Origin of the sequence: Marinobacter sp. UBA2688 (assembly GCF_002352785.1) — a bacterium.
Taxonomy (GTDB): Bacteria; Pseudomonadota; Gammaproteobacteria; order Pseudomonadales; family Oleiphilaceae; genus Marinobacter; species Marinobacter salarius.
Genome location: NZ_DELU01000022.1, coordinates 51,305 through 73,972, shown reverse-complemented (window position 1 = coordinate 73,972; position 22,668 = coordinate 51,305). Strand labels below are relative to the sequence as shown.

Here is a 22,668-nt window from a genome sequence, read left to right as displayed (position 1 = left end):
TCATTCTCCTTGCGTTTTTACAGATATCCATATTCACCCCGCGTTTCCTGCGGAGTGGTCTCCGGACTCCGTTTTTAGCAAGAAAAAAGCCAGCTTGGATATTTTTCGGTTAAAACAGCCGGTTGCCATTTTCTGAATGCTCTGGTCACCGGAGAGGCATTGAAAAGTGTATAAAAAGTCAACGCTTAAGATCTGGATGGCTGTATCCCGGCCGGGCCGATGTACTAACCTGTTTGGCATGACTGTTTTTCATTCTTAGTCTCTCACTGAGATCCAAAACCAATAAGGGATTCGCAATGAGCTCCAACGCTGATCAGAACAATCGCCCCGACTATGACGACGTCCTGCAGGCAATCGCCGACTACGCTCTCGGCTATCGGATAAAAAGCAAAGAGGCTTGGAATACCGCGAGAAACTGCCTGATAGATACCCTCGGTTGTGGCCTTCTGGCCCTGCGTTTCCCTGAATGCACCAAGCACCTTGGGCCGCTGGTTGACGGCACCGTTGTACCCCATGGCGCCCGTGTTCCGGGCACGCCTTACAGACTCGATCCGGTAAAGGCGGCCTGGGATATTGGCTGTATCGTGCGCTGGCTGGACTACAACGATACCTGGCTGGCGGCGGAGTGGGGCCACCCCTCGGATAACCTGGGGGGCATACTGGCCGTGGCGGATCATCTGTCCCAGAAGCGGGTGGCGGAGGGCAAGGCGCCCCTGACCATGCGGGATGTCCTGGAGGCTATGATCATGGCCCATGAAATCCAGGGGGTGCTTGCACTCGAAAACTCGTTTAACCGGGTGGGGCTGGATCACGTTGTGCTCGTCAAGGTGGCCTCAACCGCTGTTGTCGCAAAACTGATGGGTGCCAGTCGTGATCAAATGCTGTCGGCCTTGTCCCATGCCTGGGTGGACGGCCAGGCGCTGCGAACCTACCGTCATGCGCCGAACGCTGGCTCCCGAAAATCCTGGGCGGCGGGAGATGCAACGTCCCGTGCCGTGCGGCTGGCCGATATCGCAATGCGGGGAGAGATGGGCATCCCGGGGGTGCTCACGGCACCCCAATGGGGCTTCTACGACATTCTGTTCAGCAAAACCAATAAAGATCAGAAACTGAAACCTGAGGACAAGCGTCAGTTTACTTTACCCCAGGCTTTTGGCGCCTACGTGATGGAAAACATTCTGTTCAAGATATCCTTCCCGGCCGAGTTCCATGCTCAAACAGCGGCGGAAGCAGCGGTCATACTTCATCCCGAGGTAAAAGACCGCCTGGATGACATCGAACGAATCGTTATCACCACCCACGAATCTGCCATCCGTATCATCTCGAAACAGGGCACATTGGCAAACGCGGCCGACCGGGATCACTGCCTTCAATACATGGCTGCTGTACCGTTGATTTTTGGGGGGCTGACAGCGGAGCATTATGAAGACAGCTTCCATGAGGCCAATCCGATGATCGACGAACTCCGAGACAAGATGGACGTGGTTGAGGATGAGCGATACACGCGTGAGTATCTGGAAGCAGATAAGCGCTCAATTGCCAATGCGATTCAGGTGTTCTTCGCCGACGGCACCAGCACGGATAAGGTGGCAGTTGAGTATCCCATTGGCCATCGCCGTCGCCGAAAGGAGGGGATTCCCCTGCTTGAGGATAAGTTCCGCCATAACCTGGCGACCCGGTTTCCTGGTCAGCGCTGCGAGAAGGTCTTTAACCTGTGTAAAGATCAAGCGCTATTGGAGTCGACCCCCGCACACGAATTTGTTGATCTGTTTGTTATCTGAACTGATTGGAGCGCCTGCTCTCCGGGCATAGCGAGGGGTTGTCGAAAAACTTTACATTGAGAAAATGTGCGGGCTTCTAACTGACTGAAAATGAACCAGTTGAAGCCGTGGCACGTCTTATGCAGCAGTTACTCCCTATCGAAGACGATTCTGTCAGCTTATATGGAGTACTGATATGAACACACTACAAACAGTCGGCGCCATTGGGGTTCTCCTTGGCGCCTGCAACTGGGCCAGCGCTGCGCCCATTCTCAGTATTAGTAGCCAGGGCGCTACAGCGGCCGCCTCCGCGGAACAGGACTTCCTGGACGCTGCGCATTCCGGTTATCTCACCGAAACGTTCGATGATAATTCTTTTTACACCGTTGGAAGCCAGGCTGGCACCATCACGTCCTCAGTGGGTGTTGGGTCCTTTACCAGTGCGGTGCCAGGTTCAGGCGGGTTGTGCGATAGCGGTCCCTATAACTGCAATGGCGGTCTTGCCGTATTGAACGCCGGCGCCAGTCCCTTTAGCGGGCGCTATTCCGTATCCGGGGATAACTGGTTGGACAGTATGGATGCACGCCAGATGGTTATTTCTCCAGCGACTGGTTTTAACGCCATGGGTTTCTATATGACAGACCCCAACGATGCTGGCGGACGCCTCTCGATTGGCGGGTTCGATTTCAGCTTCAACGACATATTTGGGTCCGCTCTGGGCAACGGCAGAGTTTTCTATGTCAGCCTCTATGACGCAGCGGGTTTGGGGGATGTCAGTATTTTTTCCAACAACCCCGATGATGGGTACGGCATCGACAACATAACAGTCGCCAATGTCACAGAGCCGGGTACGCTGGCTTTGTTCGCGCTGGGACTGCTAGGGATTGGACTTTCGCTTTCGCGGAAGTCAAAGCGCAACCGCTGAGGATCAATGGCGGTGTGTCAGTATATTTTACGCAACCCAAATAATGCCAACGTAAGTGATTGTTTAATAGCGAATAAATAATTGGCACGACAACTGCATTGGTTTGGGTGGTTGATGAGAATCATAAGATGTAGACAAGGAGCAGTAAAATGAAAATGACTTCAAAGCTGATTGCAGCGGCGATGCTGGTGGGAACGTTCTCGGTAGCTCAGGCCGCTCCAATGGACGTTTTCGACCTGAAAACAGACGGTGGCGCGGACGTGTTTACCGATACCCTCGGTGAAGGCGCGTTCTACGACAACGGAGCCTCTTTTGCAAAACTGAACGATGTTGATGGTAACCAGGATTCAGCCGGTGCCTTCCTGCTGTTTGAATTTGCAGGTTTTGCGAACATCAACAACTTCGGTATCTATAACCTGAACGACACCAACGAAACACTTCAGGTGTTTTCAGGGTCAGAAGGCTCTGGCGGTCGCCAGGTAGAATTTGACCTGGACGCCGGAACGGCTTCCACTCACTTCGGAACAGCCAACATTGGCTCTACGTTCGGCTTCTATCTGCAGCGCGGCAACACCACGTTCTATTCAGATGCCAGCCTGAACGGCGGCGTTGACATGACACGGATCTTTGACGTGACTGGCAGCCAGAACAGCAGCTTCTTTGGCAGCTCACTGATTGTGGCCTTCGAAGACCTGATTGATGGTGACTTCGATTACAACGATCTCATCGTTGGTATTTCAGACGTGCAAGCGGTGCCCGAGCCAGGAACGCTCGCTTTGTTTGGTCTTGGCCTGCTGGGCCTCGGTATGACTCGCCGTCGCAAGTCAGCCTGAGCTAAGTAAGCCATCGAACACCCTGCCTTGATCTCCGGGGCGGGGTGTTTTGCGTTTCTGGCGTCGCGTCGGGTGCCGTCCTTCTACTGTCCCTGATTGCAGTATCATTAAAATGCAGTAAACTCTGTTCATTGTTAGATCTGCAGCATGGGATGCGCAGGCGCGTTTAAAGTGAACAGCAAAAGGAGTTGGCGTGGCCCACGTCAGATTGTTCAAGCACTACATTCATGTTCCCTTCGTCATTCTGGGCCTTATTGACTTAATTGTCCTGGCAGTTAGTTTCTGTATCGCCGCTTTTTTCCGCCATTTCGGCGATTCTTCTTTTTTCTTTGAAAGTATTCAGTTCCTACTACCTTCAGCGTTAGCCTTCGGTCTTGCAAATCTTTTGGTTATGGTTGCTCTTGGCGTTCATCAGTCACGCCTCGAAGAGGGTATGTCCGGGATGATGCTTCGCACCATTTTTTCACTCATCATTGGTGTGCCGGCATCAGCGTCTATTTATCTCTTGGCCGATCAATGGTTGTGGTATCTAGGCTTTACCGACTTGCTCACTTCAGCCTCTGTCCTTGGTTTCTTTTTTCTAGGGATTTATCGGTCAATATTCTTTGCATTTACCGGCAAGGACTCTTTCAAGCGCAAAGTGCTGGTTCTTGGGTCCGGGTTTCGTGCAAGGCAGTTGCTTGAAGACCTGACTACACCTTTCAATCGCAAAGGTTTCACGCTGTCGGGTTTCGTACCACTACCGGATGAGTCGTCGGAGATTGAAGAAAAGCACCTCATCAGGCTTCCCAATACACTTCACGACTATATACGGAAACACCCGGTCAGAGAGATAGTTGTGGCAGCGGATGACCGCCGCAAAGGATTGCCGATGGAGGATTTGCTTGAGTGCAAAATGGAAGGCGTAAAGATAGTTGACGCGGCGTCTTTCTATGAGCGGGAGTCACGTAAAGTTGCCTTGGAGATGGTTACCCATGGTTGGCTGGTGTTCTCTGACGGGTTTTCAGTCTCATCTGTATTTGGATTTGGAAAACGGTCTCTCGATATACTTGCCGCGACGATCTTGTTGTTGGCCGGTCTGCCTTTGATGGCGCTTACTGCTATTGCGATAAAAATTGAAGATGGGTTGGCAGCCCCGGTATTTTATAGTCAAGAACGTGTCGGTCTTAACGGCAGAGTTTTCAGGGTTCACAAATTTCGCTCCATGACCACGGATGCCGAAAAGAATGGGGCAGTATGGGCGAGTAAAAATGACACCCGAGTTACGCGGGTTGGCGACTTTATCCGAAAAGTGCGTATCGACGAATTACCTCAAATATTCAACGTGATCAACGGAACCATGGCATTTGTAGGGCCTCGTCCGGAGAGGCCCATATTTGTCGAGAAATTGTCCGAGAGGATACCGTTCTATAGTGAGCGTCACCGGGTCAAGCCTGGTCTGACAGGCTGGGCCCAGCTTTGTTTCGCTTATGCTGACAACGAAGAGGACACCAGGGAGAAGCTTCGTTACGATCTTTATTACATCAAAAACCAAAGCCTTTTGCTGGATTTGTTGATTATAATTCAGACAGTGGAGGTGGTATTGTTCAAAAAAGGATCAAGATAATTCCAGCCAGTTACGTCGACTGATAAACGGAATACAGCATGGATATCTCAAGAGGAATAAAAATGTCACGGATCACTACTTTGCCAGGACTTGCTCTGTGCATCTCGCTGATGGTTATCGCTTCCGGTTGTGCAGGCCCCACTGCTTCATCCCCCGAAAAAATACAGCAGGCTCTATCCGCTGGGCCGTCAGGTAGTGTGAATAGCTATGTCCTGGGCGCCACTGACGTCGTCCGGGTGTCGGTATGGCGAAACGAGGATCTTAGTGTTTCGGTCCCCATTCGTCCTGATGGCAAAATCTCGGTGCCACTGATCGGTGATGTTCAGGCAAGTGGCAAAGAGCCGGAAGAGTTGGCAGACGACATCCGGGTTGAGCTTACCGAATATATCAGGGAACCCCAGGTAAGCGTGGTGGTGACCTCAATGGGAAGCCATGAGTTCACTGATCGTGTTCGGGTGACGGGAGCTGTGCGTCAGCAGGTCTCGCAGCCACACCGGGATGGAATGACGGTATTGGATATGTTCCTGAGTGCTGGCGGCGGAAACGAGTTTGCCGCACTAAACCGGTCAATGCTTTACCGGAAAATGAACGGTGAAGTGGTAGCGATCCCTGTAAAGCTTGACGACATTCTTAACCGCGGGAAAATAGAGACAAACTACGCCATGCGCCCGGGGGATATTCTGAGCGTCCCCGAGCGAAATTTCTGATCACGTAAACCCTGTAACAGTCAGACTGTTGGATTGAGCTATGGCACTTCCATTATCCCAGTTACCAGTTGAAATGCTGCGAGAAGTCCGGTCAAAGAAGTGGCTGGCATTTCTGGTGTTTGTACTGGTTAGTTTTGCGGTGCTTGCCGCCGGCTTTCTCTGGCCGTACAAGTATCAATCCGAAGTAGTGATATTCGTTGATGACAGCAATATCATCCGCCCGTTGATGGAAGGCAGTGCCGTTACCACTGAGATTAATGACAGAGCTTCTGCGGCGCGGGAAATGCTCCTTGGCCGCAGTATCATGGAAACGCTCGCGAAGGATAGTGACGTGTACGATAATGTCGATTTGCCGCCTGAGCGCCTGGAAAGTCGAATATCTGGCATTAGGGGAGGGCTAAGCGTACGCACACGTGGTGACAATTTTTTCAGTATCGGTTTCACCTCGTCATCCCCTATGGAAGCGTTCAAGGTGGCTCAGCGGCTTGGGCAACTGTTCATCGAACAGAGCAGAGATCGAAAGCGTGCCGAGAGCCGCAGCGCCTATGAGTTTATCGACCGCCAGGTCAAAGCCTATGAACAGCAACTTGCAGAGGCGGAGCGCCGGCTCAAGGAGTTCCTTTCAACGAACAAGGATGGGACCGAAGAAGACGCCAACAGAAGGATGGCCAATCTCCGCAGCCAGCTTGAGCTGGCCGAGTTGGAGCGCGCTGAGCTCACTACCCGGCTGGAATCGCTGCGAAACCAGCTGTCCCAGGTGCGTCCGACCATCTACCAAGGGCGATCTCAGGACGAATTTCAGGAAAGAATCTCATCGTTGCAGTCTCGGCTCGATAGCCTCCGTCTCCAGTACCACGACTCCTACCCCGATATCATTATCCTGCGGGAGCAGTTGGCAGAGCTGAAGAAGCAGCGCAATGCAGCGCTGGCGGATCGGGAAAATAACGGTGAAAGGTCGCTGGAAGGCAATGAGATTGTTAACCCCTTGCATCAGGAACTTAGTGCAAAACTCTCAACCACCCGTGCTGATATGGAAACGGTTGAGACTCGAATCCTCTCTCTGAAAAGGCTCATGGCCGAGCAGGAGGAGCGGATGGAGCGAATACAGGAAAACAAGACAGAGTACTCGCAGCTCACAAGGGATATGGAGGTCAACAAGGGCATATACGATGATCTTCTGAAGCGCCGTGAGAGGGCGCGTGTGTCAATGTCCCTGGACATTGAAGGGCAGGGCATGAATTACAAGATCAATGAAACCGCCCAGTACCCCACGTCGCCGGTTGGCCCGAAGTTTCCGATGTTTGCAATGGCAGGGCTGGTGTTAGGGCTTGTCGCACCGTTTGGCGCCATAGCCGGACTGCTACAAATTGATCCCAGGATTCGCGCCCGTGCGCAACTTGAGGAAGACATTGGCCTGCCGGTGCTTGCTGAAATTCCTGATGTGCGCACGCCCTATGAAAAAAGAAAAGACAGACGTCTCACGATTGCCATAGGGTTTCTCTCTGTTATTGCGATAGCTTTTTACGTTGCTATTGTTGTGGCGTCTGAATTGGGAGCAGTTTGATGTCGGAATCAAGGAATCGAGATGACGATGCGGTAGAACAGAAGCAACGTGCCGGTGGTGAAAGCGGCGACGGGCAGTCCAGGGAAGCCGGTTCCGAGCAATCGTGGTTCACTCAGCGTGACATAGCGAAAGAGGCGGAGAAGGGCGGGTTGCCATACTCTGAGTGGGAAGACTCCAGAATGTTGGTGCCCAGTTCGCTGGAGTTGGGTGCGGGTGCGGTTGACAAATATGTCATCAGCAAACAGATCGTAAAGATGCAGGAGCCACGTCGGCTTACGCCTGATGATCTTGACGAGCGCAGGATAATCTATCCTGAGTCGAAGAACCGCAACCTGGTAAACCGATTCAGGGCATTACGTACCAAATTGCTTGAGAACTCTGGCGGCAACAATTTTACTTTGGTTGTAACGGGTGCTTCAGCGGAGGCAGGCGCCTCATTTGTGGCTCTGAACCTGGCGGCCGCGTTTGCGTTTGACCAGTCGAAAACCGCGTTAATCATCGACTGCAATCTTCGCGAACCAACGCTTCATTCCACCCTTGATATCATGCCTGAAACGGGACTGACGGATTTTCTCGATGATTCCGACTACGACATCAGCCGGATTCTATACCCCACCGGCATTCCTCGGCTCAGGCTTATTCCCGCCGGTAGTCGCAGGGAAACACCGGCTGAGTTTTTCACATCATTCAGGATGAAGCAGTTTCTGCAGGCCATACGGCGTAGATATCCGGATCGCTTTATCGTGTTGGATACCGCTTCCGTGGCGGATTCACCAGACGCCCGGATTCTATCCGAGCTTTGCGACTACACGATGCTCGTCGTGCCCCATGGCAAGGTAACAGCAGGCACGGTTGAGAATGTCGCCACTGCGTTCAAACCGGAGAAGTTTGTTGGAGCGGTGATCAATGGTTAGAACGATCCGCTCAGCGATACGCTGGAAGCGAGAAGCCTTTATACTCTTCGTTGCTGCCGCAACCGCGGTGTCCTCGGTGGCAACCGCTGAGCCTTTAAAGATGTCAGCAGGCATCGACAATCGGCACAGCGATAATGCCCGAGAGGCGCCATCCAACGAGGAAAGTGACACTGAAACGCGTTTGAGAGTGAGCGTGTCCCATCAGAGTGATCCCGGTCGCTGCACATCGAACCTCGGAGCGACGTTGGGTTACGGTTACTGGCACAGTGATACCTTTGATCCGGAAACCTACACTAATGCCGATTTTTCCGGGGAGTGCGAGCTTGCTCACCAGCTCAACTGGGCTGTTTCCGATAATGTGAGGGATGTTAGCCAGGATAGCAGAGGGCCGTCCACGCCTGACAACACCACTCGAAAAAATGTTTTCAGAACCGGCCCCAACTACACTATTAAACTGAGTCCTCGCGACAGTATTCAGTTGTCCGCCGAGTACGAAAATACGCAATTCGAAGAGGCCGAAGAAACCGACAGTGATCGGCTCATCGGCATAATTGCATGGAACAGGCTGTTCAGTCCGACGTTTTCCGGTGGGGTCAGCGCCAGCACAGATCGGGCGGAACTGGATACCGATGAGGAGATCGATAAGGATACCCTCAGCCTTGTTTTCAACAAGCGCTGGCCAGCGATGCGAGTGTCCGGTTCTGTTGGCAACAGCCGAATTGAAAGCAGGTTTCGCGGCGTGAGCCAGGAATCAGATGGGGTCGTCGGTGACCTGATGCTCGAGCGAGAGCTCAATCCTTCGTCCGAAATCTATCTTCAAGCCAGTAGGCAGTTAACCGACCAGACCTCTGACTTTGACATCCAGTTCGATGATTTCGAATTCAATCTTCGAGAGACGACAACGGTTGAAGTAACAGCGCTGGAAGCCGGACTGGGTAAGCGGTTCAGTGATGCGAGTTCGGTCAATATCGGGCTTACTGCCAGCCGGTCTGACTACCTGCAGACGACCGACAAGGAAGAAAGGGCCGGGCTATCTTTGCGTTACTCCCGCCCGCTTGGATCCAGGCTTGATTTCAACGTCGGCGCGTCAATGACGCATTACCGCTACGAGGATGAGGGCGAGGATGACGAACTGTTCAATTCCAATGTGGGGTTAACCTACAAGGCAAGCAGAGATCTCAGCGTGTCTGGCCAGATTGGTCATAAGCAACGGACCAGTGATTTAGTCTCCAGAGAATACACGGAGAACTGGATAGCGCTGGGGCTCACCTATGCGATCTTTTAAACCTGGCCACGGAATATCAAGAGGAGGCGGCACCGTCGCTATGACTCATGAACACCATCAGTAACGCACTTACGATCGATGTAGAAGATTATTTCCAGGTAGCCGCGCTCGCCGAAGCCGTCGACCGGAAAGACTGGCACGATATGGAATATCGGGTTGAGGCCAATACCGACCGTCTTCTTTCCGTATTGGATGATCACAACACGAAAGCCACCTTTTTTACCCTTGGCTGGGTTGCGGAAAAATCGCCCGCGCTGGTCCGTCGTATACACGATGCCGGCCACGAGGTGGCGAGCCACGGTTACAGCCATCAGCTTATCTACAAACAGACGCCAGAGGTGTTCCGCGAGGAAACCCGGAGATCCAGAGCTATCCTCGAAGACATTATTGGTGAACCGGTTACCGGGTATCGCGCTGCAAGTTATTCCATCACGGCCCAGTCACGCTGGGCACTGGATATTTTGTGTGAAGAGGGGTTCACGTGGGATTCCTCTATTTTCCCCGTTCACCATGACCGGTATGGAATGCCAGGTACACCCAGATGGCCGCATCGCCTGAAAACCGACAACGGTTCGGAGATCGCCGAATTCCCGCTGAGCACCTTGAAGTTGCCGGGCTACACCCTTCCAATCGCCGGAGGTGGCTACTTCCGTCTGTTCCCCTATTGGTTCAGCCAATGGGGGCTTGGCTCGATCAACCGTATGGGCAAGCCCTTCGTCTTCTACCTCCATCCTTGGGAAATCGACCCTGGCCAACCGCGGCTCGACGTAAAGTGGTTCTCTCGTTTCAGGCACTACAATAACCTGGAAGTGTGTGAACAGCGGCTGGTTAACCTGCTGAAAAGGTTCCGATTCACCACGATGAGTGACGTTCTCGTCGAGCAGGGTGTGCTGGGCCGGGATGCCAGCCCCCGGCAGACTGAGATGGGCACTGCCCGTTTGCTTGAGGGTTGAACGAAATGACCTTCTTCACGGATGAGACATCATGCTAACCCTGGTTTTCTGGCTTTCGCTGGCGCTGCTTTTCTATATCTATCTGGGCTATCCGTTACTGGCGTCGGTACTGGCCCAGATACAAGGCTTGCCTATCTCCACAGACGATTCGTATCAGCCCACAGTGACCATTGTTATCGCGGCTTATAACGAAGCAGACAGCATTGAGGCAACACTGAACAACAAGCTGGAACTTGCCTATCCGGACGAAAAAATTGAAATACTGGTAGTGTCTGACGAATCAGACGATGGCACAGACAGCATTGTCGAACGGGTTGCTCAGTCATCCAGTCGCAGCATAAAACTCTTTCGTCAGGTTCCCCGGCAAGGCAAAACCGCCGGCTTGAACACGTTGGTTGCGAACGCTACAGGTGACATTATCCTGTTCTCGGATGCGAACTCCCAGTGGGACCAAAACGCAGTGAATCATCTGGTGAGCAACTTCGCTGATGACGGTGTTGGCTATGTGACCGGAAAAATGGTTTACGTGGCCGCTGATGGTTCACTGGTGGGCGATGGCTGCAGCACCTACATGAAATATGAGAATTGGCTGCGGGTAAAGGAGTCTGCCATTGGCTCCGTCGTAGGTGTTGATGGTGGTATTGATGGCATTCGGAAGTCGCTCTATCAGTCCCTGCGAGCAGACCAACTCCCGGACTTCGTGCAACCGCTGAAGGTCGTTGAACAAGGGTATCGGGTTATCTACGAGCCCAGGGCACTGTTGAAGGAAGATGCCAACGAGGAGAGCGTCAGCGAGTTCAGTATGCGTGTCAGAGTGAGTCTGCGAGCGTTGTGGGCCCTGAAGGACATGGCACATCTGATGAACCCCTTTAACTACGGACTGTTTGCGCTGCAAATGGTATCTCACAAACTGCTTCGCTATCTGGCGTTTGTTCCTCTGATAACGTTCACGGTGGCTGCCTTGCTGCTGGCCCCCCGGGGAGGCTTCTACGCATTGTGTTTCTTCGGCCTGGTGCTGCTCTACGCCTTTGGCTGGTTCGGACGTAAGGGCGAGGAGCGCGGCCGCAGTAGCTCCTTTGTTTATGCCGTTCCCTATTACTTCCTCTTGCTGAACATCGCATCGCTAAAAGCCACAATGGCGTTTCTGAAGGGAGAAAAGAAAGTAGTCTGGAACCCAAGGAAAGGTTGATACCGATAACATGAGAGTTCTTCACCTGATTGACAGTGGCGGTCTCTACGGGGCTGAGAAGATGTTGTTGACGCTGGTTTCCGAGCAAATGGCCGCAGGTTTGTTACCTACCGTTCTCAGTGCCGGTGAGACTGGTATTCAGAACAAGCCCATTGAAGTAGAAGCTAGGCGTCTTGGTATACCGGTAATTCCCTGGCGAATGAACCCGGGATTCAATCTAAAGGCTGCCCGCGACATACTCCGTTGGGCACAATCCGAAAACTACCAGATCCTCCATTCACACGGTTATAAGTTCAACGTGCTCATGGGCCTTTGGCCCGAATCGATCCGGAAAATACCTTTGATCGCTACACTGCACGGTTACGTAAGGGCGAAGCGATTCACAAAGGCCTGGGTATACGAAACGATAGATCGCCTGATCCTGGCGCGGTTGCGGCGTGTTGTGCTGGTCTCCGAAGCAATGAAACGTCAGGTTCCGGAGAAAATTGCCCGTTCTTCGAAGACTGTAGTGATCCCCAACGGGATGAGCATAGGTTCAATACGTGAGTCTGCGTCGAGTGAGCCCGCTGAGGCTGTGTTCGGATTCCTGAGCCGTTTTGATTCGATAGTATTGGGAGTAGGGCGCTTGTCCGCAGAAAAGGGGTTTGTCCGCCTGCTGGATGCATTTGCCGTGCTCAGGCAGAGCCATGAATTATTGGGCCTTATTATTATTGGCGAAGGTAAACAGCGGGCTGCGTTGGAAAGGCAGGTGTCCGATCTCGGCCTGGAGGATTTCGTTCAGCTACCGGGGTATGTCGACGAGGTTCCAGCGGTAATGAAAAGGAGCGATGTGCTCTGCATGCCGTCACTGACGGAAGGCCTCCCGATTACGCTGCTGGAGGCAATGGCCGTGGGAATCCCGATCGTCGCGTGCGACGTTGGTGAAATCGACAAGGTACTGGGCCATGGTGCGGGCGGACGAATAGTCCGCTATGAAGGGGCATCCCAGCTTGCAGGCGAATTGGCAGCCGTACTTGACCACAAAGACAGCGTCGACGAACAGGTCGAGTGGGCCCGGAACAGGGTGGAAACTGACTACTCGGCAAATGCGATGATGGAAAGCTATCTCGCTGTTTACAGACAGGTCACCCAATGAAGCTTAGTATTATCATGGATCGATACGATAATCCTTACGCCGGCACCGAAAGCCAGGTACTGAAGCTTGTCAATGGACTAATGGAGCAGGGATGGGACATACAGTTCGCTGTGCTTCGCGGAACGGATTACACCCGAAGCGGGATGTTTCCGGTGCCGGTACATGATCTCGGCGTGGGTAGTATTTCCAGCCCCGGCAGTTGGTTCAAAATGTACAGGTATGCCCGGTTATTGCGCAAGCAGGGGTTCTCCGTGGTCCATGCTTTTTTCAACGACACTTCCGTGATCGCTCCCCCCATGATGCGCCTTGCCGGCCTTAAAACACTCATCTCCAGAAGAGACATGGGCTTCTGGTACAGCGGGACCTATCTCAAGGCGCTACGCCTGACGGGTCGCTGCGTGCACGCGGCCGTATGTAACAGCAAAGCGGTAGCTGAAATCACGTCCCGATTTGAGAAGATGCCACTCGGAAAGATCCATGTGATCTACAATGGATACCCCGACATTTCGTCTGGCGAGCAGGTAACAGCCTCCGGGGAAAGTCGTTTTGAGGCCGAGGTTGTCGTGGGTATCGTTGCGAATCTTCGCCCGATTAAGCGTATTGAAGACCTGATTGAAGCGATTGGCCTACTGGCCAGGGAAGGCTTGCATCTCAAACTGAACGTAATCGGCGGCGGTGATCCCAGTGCCTATATGGAACAGGTAACGCGACTCGGGCTTGAAGGGCGCGTCCATCTGTTGGGGAGTCAGCCCGAACCTGAACGCCACATCCGTGACTTTGATATAGCCGTACTTTGTTCGGAAACAGAAGGCTTTTCCAATGCCATCATTGAGTACATGCGATGTGGAAAGCCGGTGGTCTGCACGCGTACCGGCGGCAACCCGGAAATTGTTGAAGAGGGCCTTAACGGCTACCTCGTGCCCGTTGGTGATGTTGAGGCTCTGGCAGACCGAATACGGAAACTGGCGGAAAATCCGAAGCTGCGCGAAAAAATGGGGAAAGCCGCTCAATCACAATTGGCTGACAAGTACTCCATGAAAGCGATGGTAGCCAAACACGTTGAACTTTACCGCCAAATTGAACCAGGGATGGTCGAGATATGATGCGAACACTCTCCAAACATATTTTTTACCCGCTATGGGACTTGAAAGACCGTAGCGGGCGACTTCGGGAATGGAAAACTCTCGAAGAGCAACAGTGGTGGCCACGCCAGAAGCTGCTGGACCTTCAGTTCAAGCGACTTCAGGACATGTTAATTTACGCTTCGAACCACAGCCCTCATTATAGAAAGCTGTTTGCCGAGCAAGGTATTGAGCCGGGCGCCATCAACTCGAAAGCGGCTTTCGAGGCGGTTCCGGTAACCACCAAACAGGATATCCGCAACAACCTGGACCAGTTTGTAAGCGACGAGTTCAGCAAGACCGATCTGGTAATGGCCAAAACTGGTGGGTCCACCGGTGTTTCACTGAATCTGTACTTCGACGAAGCCTGCCAGGAACGCCGTAATGGTGCCCAGTTGATGGCTGATCGATGGGCGGGCTGGGACCTTGGAATGAAGAAGGCCTCGGTTTGGGGTAACCCTCCCGTTGCGGAAACGTTGAAACAGAAACTGCGTCTTCACCTCCTTGACCGCACAATCTATCTCGACACCATGGACCTGAATGACAAATCCATGGGAGAGTTTGTGGAACGATGGCGCAGAGAGCAACCAGGCGCCGTATTTGGGCACGCTCATTCAATCTTCATCTTTGCGAACTACCTGGTATCCAATCGCATTGAGGATTTGAAGCCGGACGGGATTGTTGCCACATCCATGATGCTACTCGACCATGAACGGAGAGTGATTGAACAAGCCTTTGGCTGCCCGGTGACGAATCGCTATGGTTGCGAGGAAGTTGGACTGATTGCCTGCGAGTGCGAACAGCACCAGGGTATGCACCTCAATCTACCGCATGTGTATGTGGAATTTCTGGATGCCAATAATCGCCCGGTGAAGCCTGGCGAACCCGGTAAGATCGTTGTAACGGACCTGAATAACCGCGGCATGCCACTCATTCGTTACCGGGTTGAGGATGTAGGCGTGTATACCGAGAAAACCTGTAGCTGTGGACGGGGGATGTCTATTCTTGAGCGCCTTGAGGGGAGGGTAGCGGATTTTCTCAAATTGCCTGCAGGCGGGCAGGTAGCCGGCATATCGCTGGTGGAACGTACCTTGACCAAAGTGCCGGGCATCGAGCAGATGCAGCTCGTTCAGGATGCGCTGGACCACGTGATTATCAATCGCGTCAAAGGTCAGGATTTCAACGAACATACGGACACGGGACTTATAAGCGCCATGCGGGAAGTGTTTGACGACAGCGTAGAACTCGAGATCAAAGATGTCTCAAATATCCCTCAGGAAGCGTCTGGTAAGTACCGGTTCTCAATATGCAAGGTATAAGAATGAATGATCAGCCTCTGGTAAGCGTTGTTATAGCGACATACAACATGGGCCAGTACCTTCCAGAGGCTATTGACTCCGTACTAGCTCAAAGGTGGGAAAACCTGGAAGTGATAGTAGTAGACGACGGCTCAACGGACGATACGCCAGAACAAATGAAGCGGTTTGAGGGCAATGGCCGAGTGAGGTACCTACCTACGGAAAATCGCGGCCAGCCCAAAGCAAAGAATCGTGGCCTCAAGGAGGCAAACGGCGATTTCATTGCATTCTGCGATGCCGATGACATCTGGCACCCAGAGAAATTGAGCGTACAGATGCCATTGTTTGAGGTTCAAAATACCGGGGTGGTCTACAGCGAGGTTTCGTACATAGACCAAAACGGCAAGACAATTGATAAACCTCAGCCTTATGAGCGATATAGTGGCGAGGTAACCAATCACCTGATTATAAAAAATTTCGTTCCGTTTGGCACAGCGGTTATACGCAGGGAGTGTCTGGAGAAAAATGGGTATTTCGACGAAGATCTGCCAATGGGAATCGATTGGGACCTTTGGCTAAGATACTCCATGGACTGGAGGTTTCAGTATACGGAGGAAAAAACCTATATCTATCGTATATGGCCAGGACAGATGTCTAAAAACTATCGTGGTCGTTACGATAATGCTTTTCGAATCCTAAAAAAGTTCATAACCAACAATCCTACTGCAGTACCGATCAAGCTGCAGGCTCGTGCCTGGTCGGATATGTATGTAAGTCGTGGCATGTCTGTGGCACATGGCGAAAAGACGTTTTCAGAGCCTTTCAAGGATATCCTGATGGGCTTACGCCATGACTTTTTCTATATGTTCGCATGGAAAGCCCTGGCGAAGTTGTTGCTAAGACGGATCTAATTATGTACTTAGTCGGGAAGGGGTTATGGGCCTAAATCAACTGATCTATCGCGTTTGTAGGCCGTTGGGCGGCCTGGCGGTAGCTAGATATCTTACACGGTGGCACCCGAGAGTTCTCATGTACCATAGAATAGGTGCATCCGAGAACAGAACCGGTATGACCGTTGATATCTTTCGCCAGCAAATGAAAATGATAAAACAGTCATTCAATGTGATAACTTTGGATGAGCTCGTTAATGCAAATGACAATGCTTGCTTGCCAACAAATGCTGTCGTAGTAACCTTTGATGATGGCTACCATGACTTCGCTGACTATGCTTTCCCGGTACTTAAAGAACTAGATATACCAGCCACTCTCTTCGTGACAACAGGGTTTGTAGAGGGAGATCTCTGGCTTTGGCCAGACCAGATACGTTATGCACTCGATAATACAAGAATAAGGGAATTCTATTTACCTAATATCCCCAAGGTATTGAATATTGCTGTGGAGCCTGAACAATGCTGGCACCAGATAGCAGATCACTGCATGGTGATATCGAACATAGAGAAGCTTGAACTGATAGATAATCTTTTCCGGCTTCTGGACGTTGAAAAGCCGAATAAAGCTCCAACTGTCTATCGGCCATTAACCTGGGAGCAAATTAGGGAGATGGTCGCAGGAGGGTTGGATATCGGGAGCCATTCACACAGTCATCCAATTTTAACACAGCTGGAGGGTTCTGAGTTACAGAGGGAGTTATTCTATTCACGTAGTTTGATAGAAAAGCGATTGGCTTGTAACGTTCGAGCATTTTGCTACCCCAATGGGCAACAAGTTGATTTCAATGAGAGGATAAAGTCCGAGGTTCGTGATGCAGGCTATGAGTATGCAGTTGCCGCATTTCCAGGTGCGGATACTTTGGGCGACCGATGGGCCATCAATCGCTATCCCGTAAGCTCCTCGACCAGTTCACTCGAGAAGACCCTATTTGGCTTAACGTACTTAAATTCCAACCGATAGGAAACTAAAATCGCTTTTTGGGAACTGTTGAGCGATCTAACACTGTATACATTGAGTCCACTAGTAGATTTTTACGAAAAGTTAAAAAATAAAAGACCGAAAGTACAGATTTATAAGAACCATTTAACTAGATTTCGATAACAGGATATTACGGGCAATGCGGAGACTGCGGTATTTACTTAGTAGGTTTTTTTTTATTGCAATGGGGTTGTCCGTAACGAAATGGCGAAAAGAAGTAGAGGCGTTATGGGCGCTTCCCGAAACTGAAAGGTTGAAAAAAGTTGAAAATCAGCTCAAGGTTAACCGTCCACTGAACGCTTGTGGTGACGAGGTTACGAGCTTGACGCAGCTCTATGAATCCCCCCCTCTTTCAAAGAAAGCTCTGAGAGAACAACGTGACAGTAAAGGCCGGTCCACCAGGCATTGGTCATTTAACCGCCATACTGCCGGGACGACAGGAGAGCCCACCCATATTACGGTTAACCGAATAGAACTTGGCCGGATGCTCGGCATTCGGGATTATTGTTTCCGGCATTATGGTGTGAAACTTGGAGAGAGAGAGGCGAGGCTATGGGGGAGACCTGAATCTGGTTTAACGTCACGGCTCAAAAGTGCCGTGATGAACAGGCGGATTTTTCATCCCGTGGGTTCTCATGCAAGGGAAGAAATTGTCAGCATGATGGAGTGGCAACCAGATTATATATATGGCTATTCGTCACTATTGCTTGAAGCCGCTAAGACTCTGGCTGATACGAATTTTGACTTTTTGCCTCCTAAATGTGTGGTTTGTACCGCGGAGACGATTCTCCCCGCTCAAAAATCTTATATCTCCCGAGCCTTTAAGGCGCCTGTTGCCGAAGAATATGGTTCTACTGAATTTGATGTGATCGCATTCGAGTGCGCAGACGGTCATAGGCATTTAGTCAATCCTTGGCTAATTTTAGATGAGCACGAGGGGTTAGTTTCCGATGTATCTAGAGCCACTCAACATATAATTCGATACCAATTAGGCGATTCCTTTTCCATTGACAAAGTTTCTTGTCGAAAAATAGGTAGCATTGATTTCATAGAACAATTGCACGGTAGGACGTCAGACAGGTTTTTTTATATTACGGAACGCGAAAAAATTCATGCTACCGTATTCTCTAAGATAATTGATGGGTATACAAAAAAATCAAATGAGGCTTTTATATTTTCTCTTGTGCAGTCCAAGTATTCTGAGCTTGATGTGTTTATTAGTGGTGTTCGGGAGAGTGATGTGAGCGATCTAGAAGTTTATATTGAGAGAGAGATTAATCGTATCGAAGGTGTTAGAGTTGACATTAACGTATCATTATTCTCTGAATTGAAAGCGAATAAAAAGAGAAATTATTTTACACAAAATATTATTGTTTGAATCTGTGAAATTATATGTCAGACAAACGTAAGTGCACTTTAATTCCGATATCTTAAGGGGTCACTAGTAAGTTGTTATCGAAATTCAGATGGTTAACGAAAAGTGCATAGAGAATAGATGAAGGCTGTTGTTCTTAAGATAGTAGAGTTGGTAGAGTGCTAATCACAGGAAAATTAGTTTTCATAACCTGTTGGATAAACTAGTCGAAAATGGATAGTGAGTAATGAGTGAGTCGCAATCAAAGGTTTGGATATGCTGGGAAAATCATAGACGATCTCGAGAGCTCGCAAAAGGTCTAGATGCAGAATTTTGCTTATTTTCACTAAATGCATCTAGGTTTATTCGTTATCCATATTTAATATTTAGAACTGTTTTTTTTGTTCTTAATAAGAATCCCGATATTGTTTTTTGCCAGAACCCTTCTATTGTTCTCACGTTTTTCTTATCACTTATGAGAAAAATAATGAGATTTAGGCTGGTAGTGGATCGACATTCGAACTTTAAAATGGAATATTCTCGCTCGAATAACATAAAATGGCAAATATTTCATTGGCTTAGCCGATATACTGTCAAGGCCTCGGACCTAACTATTGTGACAAATGGATTTTTGAAAGAATTAGTTGAGAGGTTAGGTGGTGAGGCTTTTATCCTAGAAGATAAAGTGCCAGATATGTTTTTAGCTAGTACGCAGAACCCTCCTTACTTTATGGACTATGACACGCCTTATTTTCATGTGATGGTTGTTTCAACTTTCAGCTCAGATGAACCGATTTCTCAAATAATTGAAGCCTCTCGAGAATTGCCGAGCGACTTTAGAGTTTATCTAACAGGAAACTATCGAAAAAAATTTAGTGTATTGGACGTGGAAAAACTCAAAGAGAGTGGAATAATATTAACGGGTTTTATCAGTGAAGAAGAATACCAAGCGTTAATGCACTACTCAGATGTGATCGTTATACTCACACTAAAAAACGATATATTAAATTGTGGCTCTTATGAAGCTGTTGCTCTAGAGAGGCCTATGATTCTGTCTGATACGAAGATAATCAGAAATTATTTCAGAAGTGGTTGTTTATATACCAGGCCTACAAAAGATGATATTTATAAAAATATTCTCTTATCAAAAGAAGTCAACAATGAACTAAAATCTGATTTGGTTGAATACAAGCCATATTTAGTGGAGTCATGGTCCAAGAAATTTGATCGCTTGAAATATAAAATAGGCTGCTTGGATTAATTTCGGAATGCCTCTTCTAGAGATATCGATGTTATTCCTCCAATAACGATATGGCTAATTAGAGTTTAGAAATATTTTTTATGTATATGGTTTTCATTCATAAAGACAAAAGCGCTTTTGTCTTTTAAACGTTTGTAGGTTGAAATTTCGCCGCTATGGAATGGAGTCTGCTACTGACCTGCAAGAAGGAGGGGGGCAAGGCTTTTCCTATGCCCCCATTTTGAGCTATCGAGTTATGATAGCTATAATCTAAGCTCTATCCGCGCAGGGCATTTCGGACAAAGGGTGACACCGTTTTGGTTTGCAGCACCTGATTGATCTACTACATATAGATAGTAGCTCTGCCCATCATCCAAAATTTCTTCTGCGTCTACATGTATTCGCGTCGTTGTCCACTTTCTTGGGAAAAGTGCTAAATGCTCTGATTTTGCTCTATCCCAAGTCTTATGTAGCGAGGCTACCACTCTTGTTGGCTTCTGGGAGACGTATATATTATCGATGTGGAACTCCAAATTCTGATATGGGTCTGACACGCTCGGATCAAATCCAATAAGCTTAGCGTTAAGTCCTTTGTTTATCGGAGACTTTCTGAAATCCTTCACGTTGTGAAGCAAATCTCCGTTTACCCAAGTTCTTATAGAGTTGTTACTTGAGTCGACGTAAATCTCCATTAGATTCCATTTGTTTTCGTCGCCGGACCAAGTGCCCCATTCCACGCCTTCTAGCCCCAAGTCGCCAGTCGAATATGTTAGGTGCATGTTCGTCCATGAGATTCTTGTGTTATTTCCGCCGTCATCGTCCCATATTCTAATGAATTTATTAGATCCGCCAGCAGCATTTGGGCTTTCGGAAGGTTTGAACCACCAAGACACGTACAGAGAGTTATTGTTTTCGTCTTGGAACGGTGTGAAGTAGCGGTTGTAACTCTTTCTTTTTCCGTAATAAAGTCTATTTGATTGCTCTCCTAAGGGTCCGGTACCCGATACTACTTCAAGGGGTGTGGCCCACGCAGATCCCTCTTCAGACCAAAGTTCCGAAGGCGATAGCGTGCTGTAACTATCGTTTTGCTGAACCACCTGCCAGTCATCTGCAGTATCCAGAATTATTGGAAACTCAGCAGACTCGAAATTACTGCCTGTAATAATCAATGTCTGACCATCTGCTTGATCTGTAGTAACACTTTGCACATTCGGTGCACCAAAAGCTAAAGCAGGTGCCCAAGCAAGTGACGCCAAAATTACCAGGTTGGTTATAACGCTATACCTGAGTCTCATCTCAATTCCTCATTCTCATAGTAAGGCAACTATGTCTGTGTATCGCACCAGCCACTTAGCCTATCCTTAGAAGTGCCTAGGCATCTGGAATTACGTACCAATCTCCGGTTTCCGCCTGTAACGCTTTGTGTGTTTTTGTTTGCATTAGGACTCGAAATTAGACATACCGTCAGTTTAGTCCGGATTTTTTGCTCACTCTACTAATTGAAAGCTTTTTGCATATAACGTTTTGCGGTAAGAGTGGATTCAATATTACTATTCGATACATCGGTATGGCTGTTTTGGTCATTTATGCGATATATTGCAATAGATATACCTAATGAAAACCACCAGTAGATTTCGTAGGTGTCCATCCCAAACAATCCCAAAAAAAGACGAGCATATATGAACGCAATGATGGCTCTCGACATTGCTTTTATAAATGGTGATTGGTTCGGCGTATTGGCGATTTTTTGATTAACTGCAATTATTCTACGCACAAAAAGGAAAAAGGCAGATATTCCTAATATGCTCATGTTGGTTAATAGCTCAAGGTATAGATTATGGGTATCTTGAAACCTTCCAAACATATCAATTCTTACGCTTGGAAATGCAGCGACCCCGACGCCCCAAGGATTAGATAAAAAAACTAAAATTGCATCTTTCATTATTTGGATTCGGGCGTCAGATGACGAACCCTCTGCTTCTTCTAGTGTAAAAATCGACTGAATCCGTCCTACATAGGCTTCAGGCAGAGCAAGGTACGCAACTAATATTACAAGAAGCCCTATTAAAGTGTACTTAAATTTGTGTAAGCGTAGCTTTTCACGCCAGAAATAGAGTCCTAGAAGGGCTGTGGCTACGTAACCAGTTCTTGAGCCGGTAAAAACTATAATGGTTATCGAGAATACCAACAAAAGGCCTAGAAGGGCCTTTTGCCAGCGGTTCGCGATAGGATAGAGGTAGAAGATGAATGGCAAGCAACCAACAGCCATACCACTGTATGAATTTGGATGCCTATAAAGAGGGGTTACTCCATGCAAGCGTGGAATACCTTGATTTTGCCAAACCATCCCACCTGTCAATGTGCCCATAAATCCTTCTTGGCCCATCTTTAGCATCGCTAGAAGAAAGGCACCTATTATTAATTTTAGAGCCCACTCGGTGCGAACAAATGCGGCGATAAACGCAGCAAGCATGGAGAACTTCACTACGCGGTTGAAGAAGATATTCCAAGACTGAGCGTGATCGTAAGAAAAGGCCGTATAGAAGGCCACAACCGAGAAAAAAAATATTACTGGTCCTTTTAGAGGAGTAGACTTTTTTTCATTTAGTAGTTTAATTGCTGCGCAAACGCTTAAAAAGGCTCCAAGAATAAACTCGAATCGAATGGTTCCGAGGAAATCTACGCGCAGCCCAATTTGAAGATACCAAGAAAAAATGTATATACAGGTTAAATAAACAAATAGCCTTTGTTCTTTTGGTTTTGCGTTGTAGCTTTGTTGAGAATTACTACTCTCTGCTACTTCGTGTGAGCTTCTATACTTTGATTTCATAAGTAGATCGACAATTGGTGACTTC

At 49.2% G+C, this 22,668-nt stretch carries 19 protein-coding genes; 17 read left to right on the top strand and 2 right to left on the bottom strand.

The genetic code is table 11. The features are described from left to right. Window positions 1-296 precede the first annotated feature (296 nt). The 17 genes from prpD (at window position 297) to B3M52_RS19995 (ending at window position 19,834) form a co-directional block, all read left to right on the top strand. Window positions 297-1,781 (top strand): 2-methylcitrate dehydratase, encoded by a 1,485-nt coding sequence (gene prpD, locus B3M52_RS10470; RefSeq protein WP_075196122.1) that lies wholly within the window; start codon window positions 297-299, stop codon window positions 1,779-1,781. Window positions 1,782-1,956: 175 nt separating this feature from the next. After that, entirely contained in the window at window positions 1,957-2,685 is a 729-nt protein-coding gene (locus tag B3M52_RS10465; RefSeq protein WP_036205409.1) for a PEP-CTERM sorting domain-containing protein, read from the top strand. Between the two features lie 149 nt (window positions 2,686-2,834). After that, window positions 2,835-3,518 carry a PEP-CTERM sorting domain-containing protein gene (locus B3M52_RS10460; protein ID WP_051946697.1) on the top strand — a complete coding sequence of 228 codons (684 nt, stop codon included), beginning with the start codon at window positions 2,835-2,837 and terminating at the stop codon, window positions 3,516-3,518. A 193-nt stretch (window positions 3,519-3,711) separates the two neighbouring features. Beyond that, window positions 3,712-5,124, top strand: a complete 1,413-nt coding sequence (locus B3M52_RS10455; protein WP_036205410.1) for a TIGR03013 family XrtA/PEP-CTERM system glycosyltransferase — start codon at window positions 3,712-3,714, stop codon at window positions 5,122-5,124. A 62-nt stretch (window positions 5,125-5,186) separates the two neighbouring features. Next, window positions 5,187-5,831: an XrtA/PEP-CTERM system exopolysaccharide export protein gene (locus tag B3M52_RS10450; RefSeq protein ID WP_041336736.1), complete on the top strand. Its 645-nt coding sequence runs from the start codon at window positions 5,187-5,189 to the stop codon at window positions 5,829-5,831. Between the two features lie 40 nt (window positions 5,832-5,871). Beyond that, the gene (locus tag B3M52_RS10445; RefSeq protein WP_075196121.1) at window positions 5,872-7,395 is read left to right on the top strand and encodes an XrtA system polysaccharide chain length determinant; all 1,524 of its coding nucleotides are present in this window, start codon (window positions 5,872-5,874) and stop codon (window positions 7,393-7,395) included. After that, window positions 7,395-8,309 carry a polysaccharide biosynthesis protein gene (locus tag B3M52_RS10440; protein WP_041334830.1) on the top strand — a complete coding sequence of 305 codons (915 nt, stop codon included), beginning with the start codon at window positions 7,395-7,397 and terminating at the stop codon, window positions 8,307-8,309. Before B3M52_RS10445 ends, B3M52_RS10440 begins: the two co-directional genes overlap by 1 nt. A gap of 76 nt (window positions 8,310-8,385) precedes the next feature. Next, window positions 8,386-9,594 (top strand): outer membrane beta-barrel protein, encoded by a 1,209-nt coding sequence (locus B3M52_RS10435; protein ID WP_286749528.1) that lies wholly within the window; start codon window positions 8,386-8,388, stop codon window positions 9,592-9,594. A 47-nt stretch (window positions 9,595-9,641) separates the two neighbouring features. Continuing rightward, the gene (locus tag B3M52_RS10430; RefSeq protein ID WP_075196120.1) at window positions 9,642-10,547 is read left to right on the top strand and encodes an XrtA system polysaccharide deacetylase; all 906 of its coding nucleotides are present in this window, start codon (window positions 9,642-9,644) and stop codon (window positions 10,545-10,547) included. 31 nt (window positions 10,548-10,578) lie between these two features. Continuing rightward, window positions 10,579-11,736, top strand: a complete 1,158-nt coding sequence (locus tag B3M52_RS10425) for a glycosyltransferase family 2 protein (protein ID WP_075196119.1) — start codon at window positions 10,579-10,581, stop codon at window positions 11,734-11,736. A gap of 10 nt (window positions 11,737-11,746) precedes the next feature. Beyond that, window positions 11,747-12,871, top strand: coding sequence for a glycosyltransferase (locus B3M52_RS10420; protein ID WP_127401456.1), 1,125 nt, complete (start codon window positions 11,747-11,749; stop codon window positions 12,869-12,871). Then, entirely contained in the window at window positions 12,868-13,974 is a 1,107-nt protein-coding gene (locus tag B3M52_RS10415; protein ID WP_127401454.1) for a glycosyltransferase, read from the top strand. The genes B3M52_RS10420 and B3M52_RS10415 overlap by 4 nt, the downstream gene beginning before the upstream one ends. Then, on the top strand, window positions 13,971-15,311 hold the full coding sequence (locus B3M52_RS10410; protein ID WP_269399927.1) for a phenylacetate--CoA ligase family protein: 1,341 nt from the start codon (window positions 13,971-13,973) through the stop codon (window positions 15,309-15,311). The genes B3M52_RS10415 and B3M52_RS10410 overlap by 4 nt, the downstream gene beginning before the upstream one ends. A gap of 2 nt (window positions 15,312-15,313) precedes the next feature. Further along, window positions 15,314-16,201 carry a glycosyltransferase family 2 protein gene (locus tag B3M52_RS10405; protein ID WP_269399926.1) on the top strand — a complete coding sequence of 296 codons (888 nt, stop codon included), beginning with the start codon at window positions 15,314-15,316 and terminating at the stop codon, window positions 16,199-16,201. 157 nt (window positions 16,202-16,358) lie between these two features. Then, complete coding sequence (locus tag B3M52_RS10400) at window positions 16,359-17,201, top strand: polysaccharide deacetylase family protein (protein ID WP_269399925.1); 843 nt, start codon at window positions 16,359-16,361, stop codon at window positions 17,199-17,201. Window positions 17,202-17,403: 202 nt separating this feature from the next. After that, complete coding sequence (locus B3M52_RS10395) at window positions 17,404-18,597, top strand: CoF synthetase (RefSeq protein ID WP_269399924.1); 1,194 nt, start codon at window positions 17,404-17,406, stop codon at window positions 18,595-18,597. A gap of 223 nt (window positions 18,598-18,820) precedes the next feature. Next, on the top strand, window positions 18,821-19,834 hold the full coding sequence (locus tag B3M52_RS19995; RefSeq protein ID WP_337946988.1) for a glycosyltransferase: 1,014 nt from the start codon (window positions 18,821-18,823) through the stop codon (window positions 19,832-19,834). Between the two features lie 242 nt (window positions 19,835-20,076). On the opposite strand, the gene B3M52_RS10385 is transcribed toward B3M52_RS19995, so the two are convergent. Both B3M52_RS10385 and B3M52_RS10380 read right to left on the bottom strand, forming a co-directional pair. Continuing rightward, window positions 20,077-21,108, bottom strand: a complete 1,032-nt coding sequence (locus B3M52_RS10385; RefSeq protein WP_269399922.1) for a hypothetical protein — start codon at window positions 21,106-21,108, stop codon at window positions 20,077-20,079. 200 nt (window positions 21,109-21,308) lie between these two features. Then, window positions 21,309-22,643, bottom strand: a complete 1,335-nt coding sequence (locus B3M52_RS10380; RefSeq protein WP_269399921.1) for an O-antigen ligase family protein — start codon at window positions 22,641-22,643, stop codon at window positions 21,309-21,311. Between the last annotated feature and the right edge of the window lie 25 nt (window positions 22,644-22,668).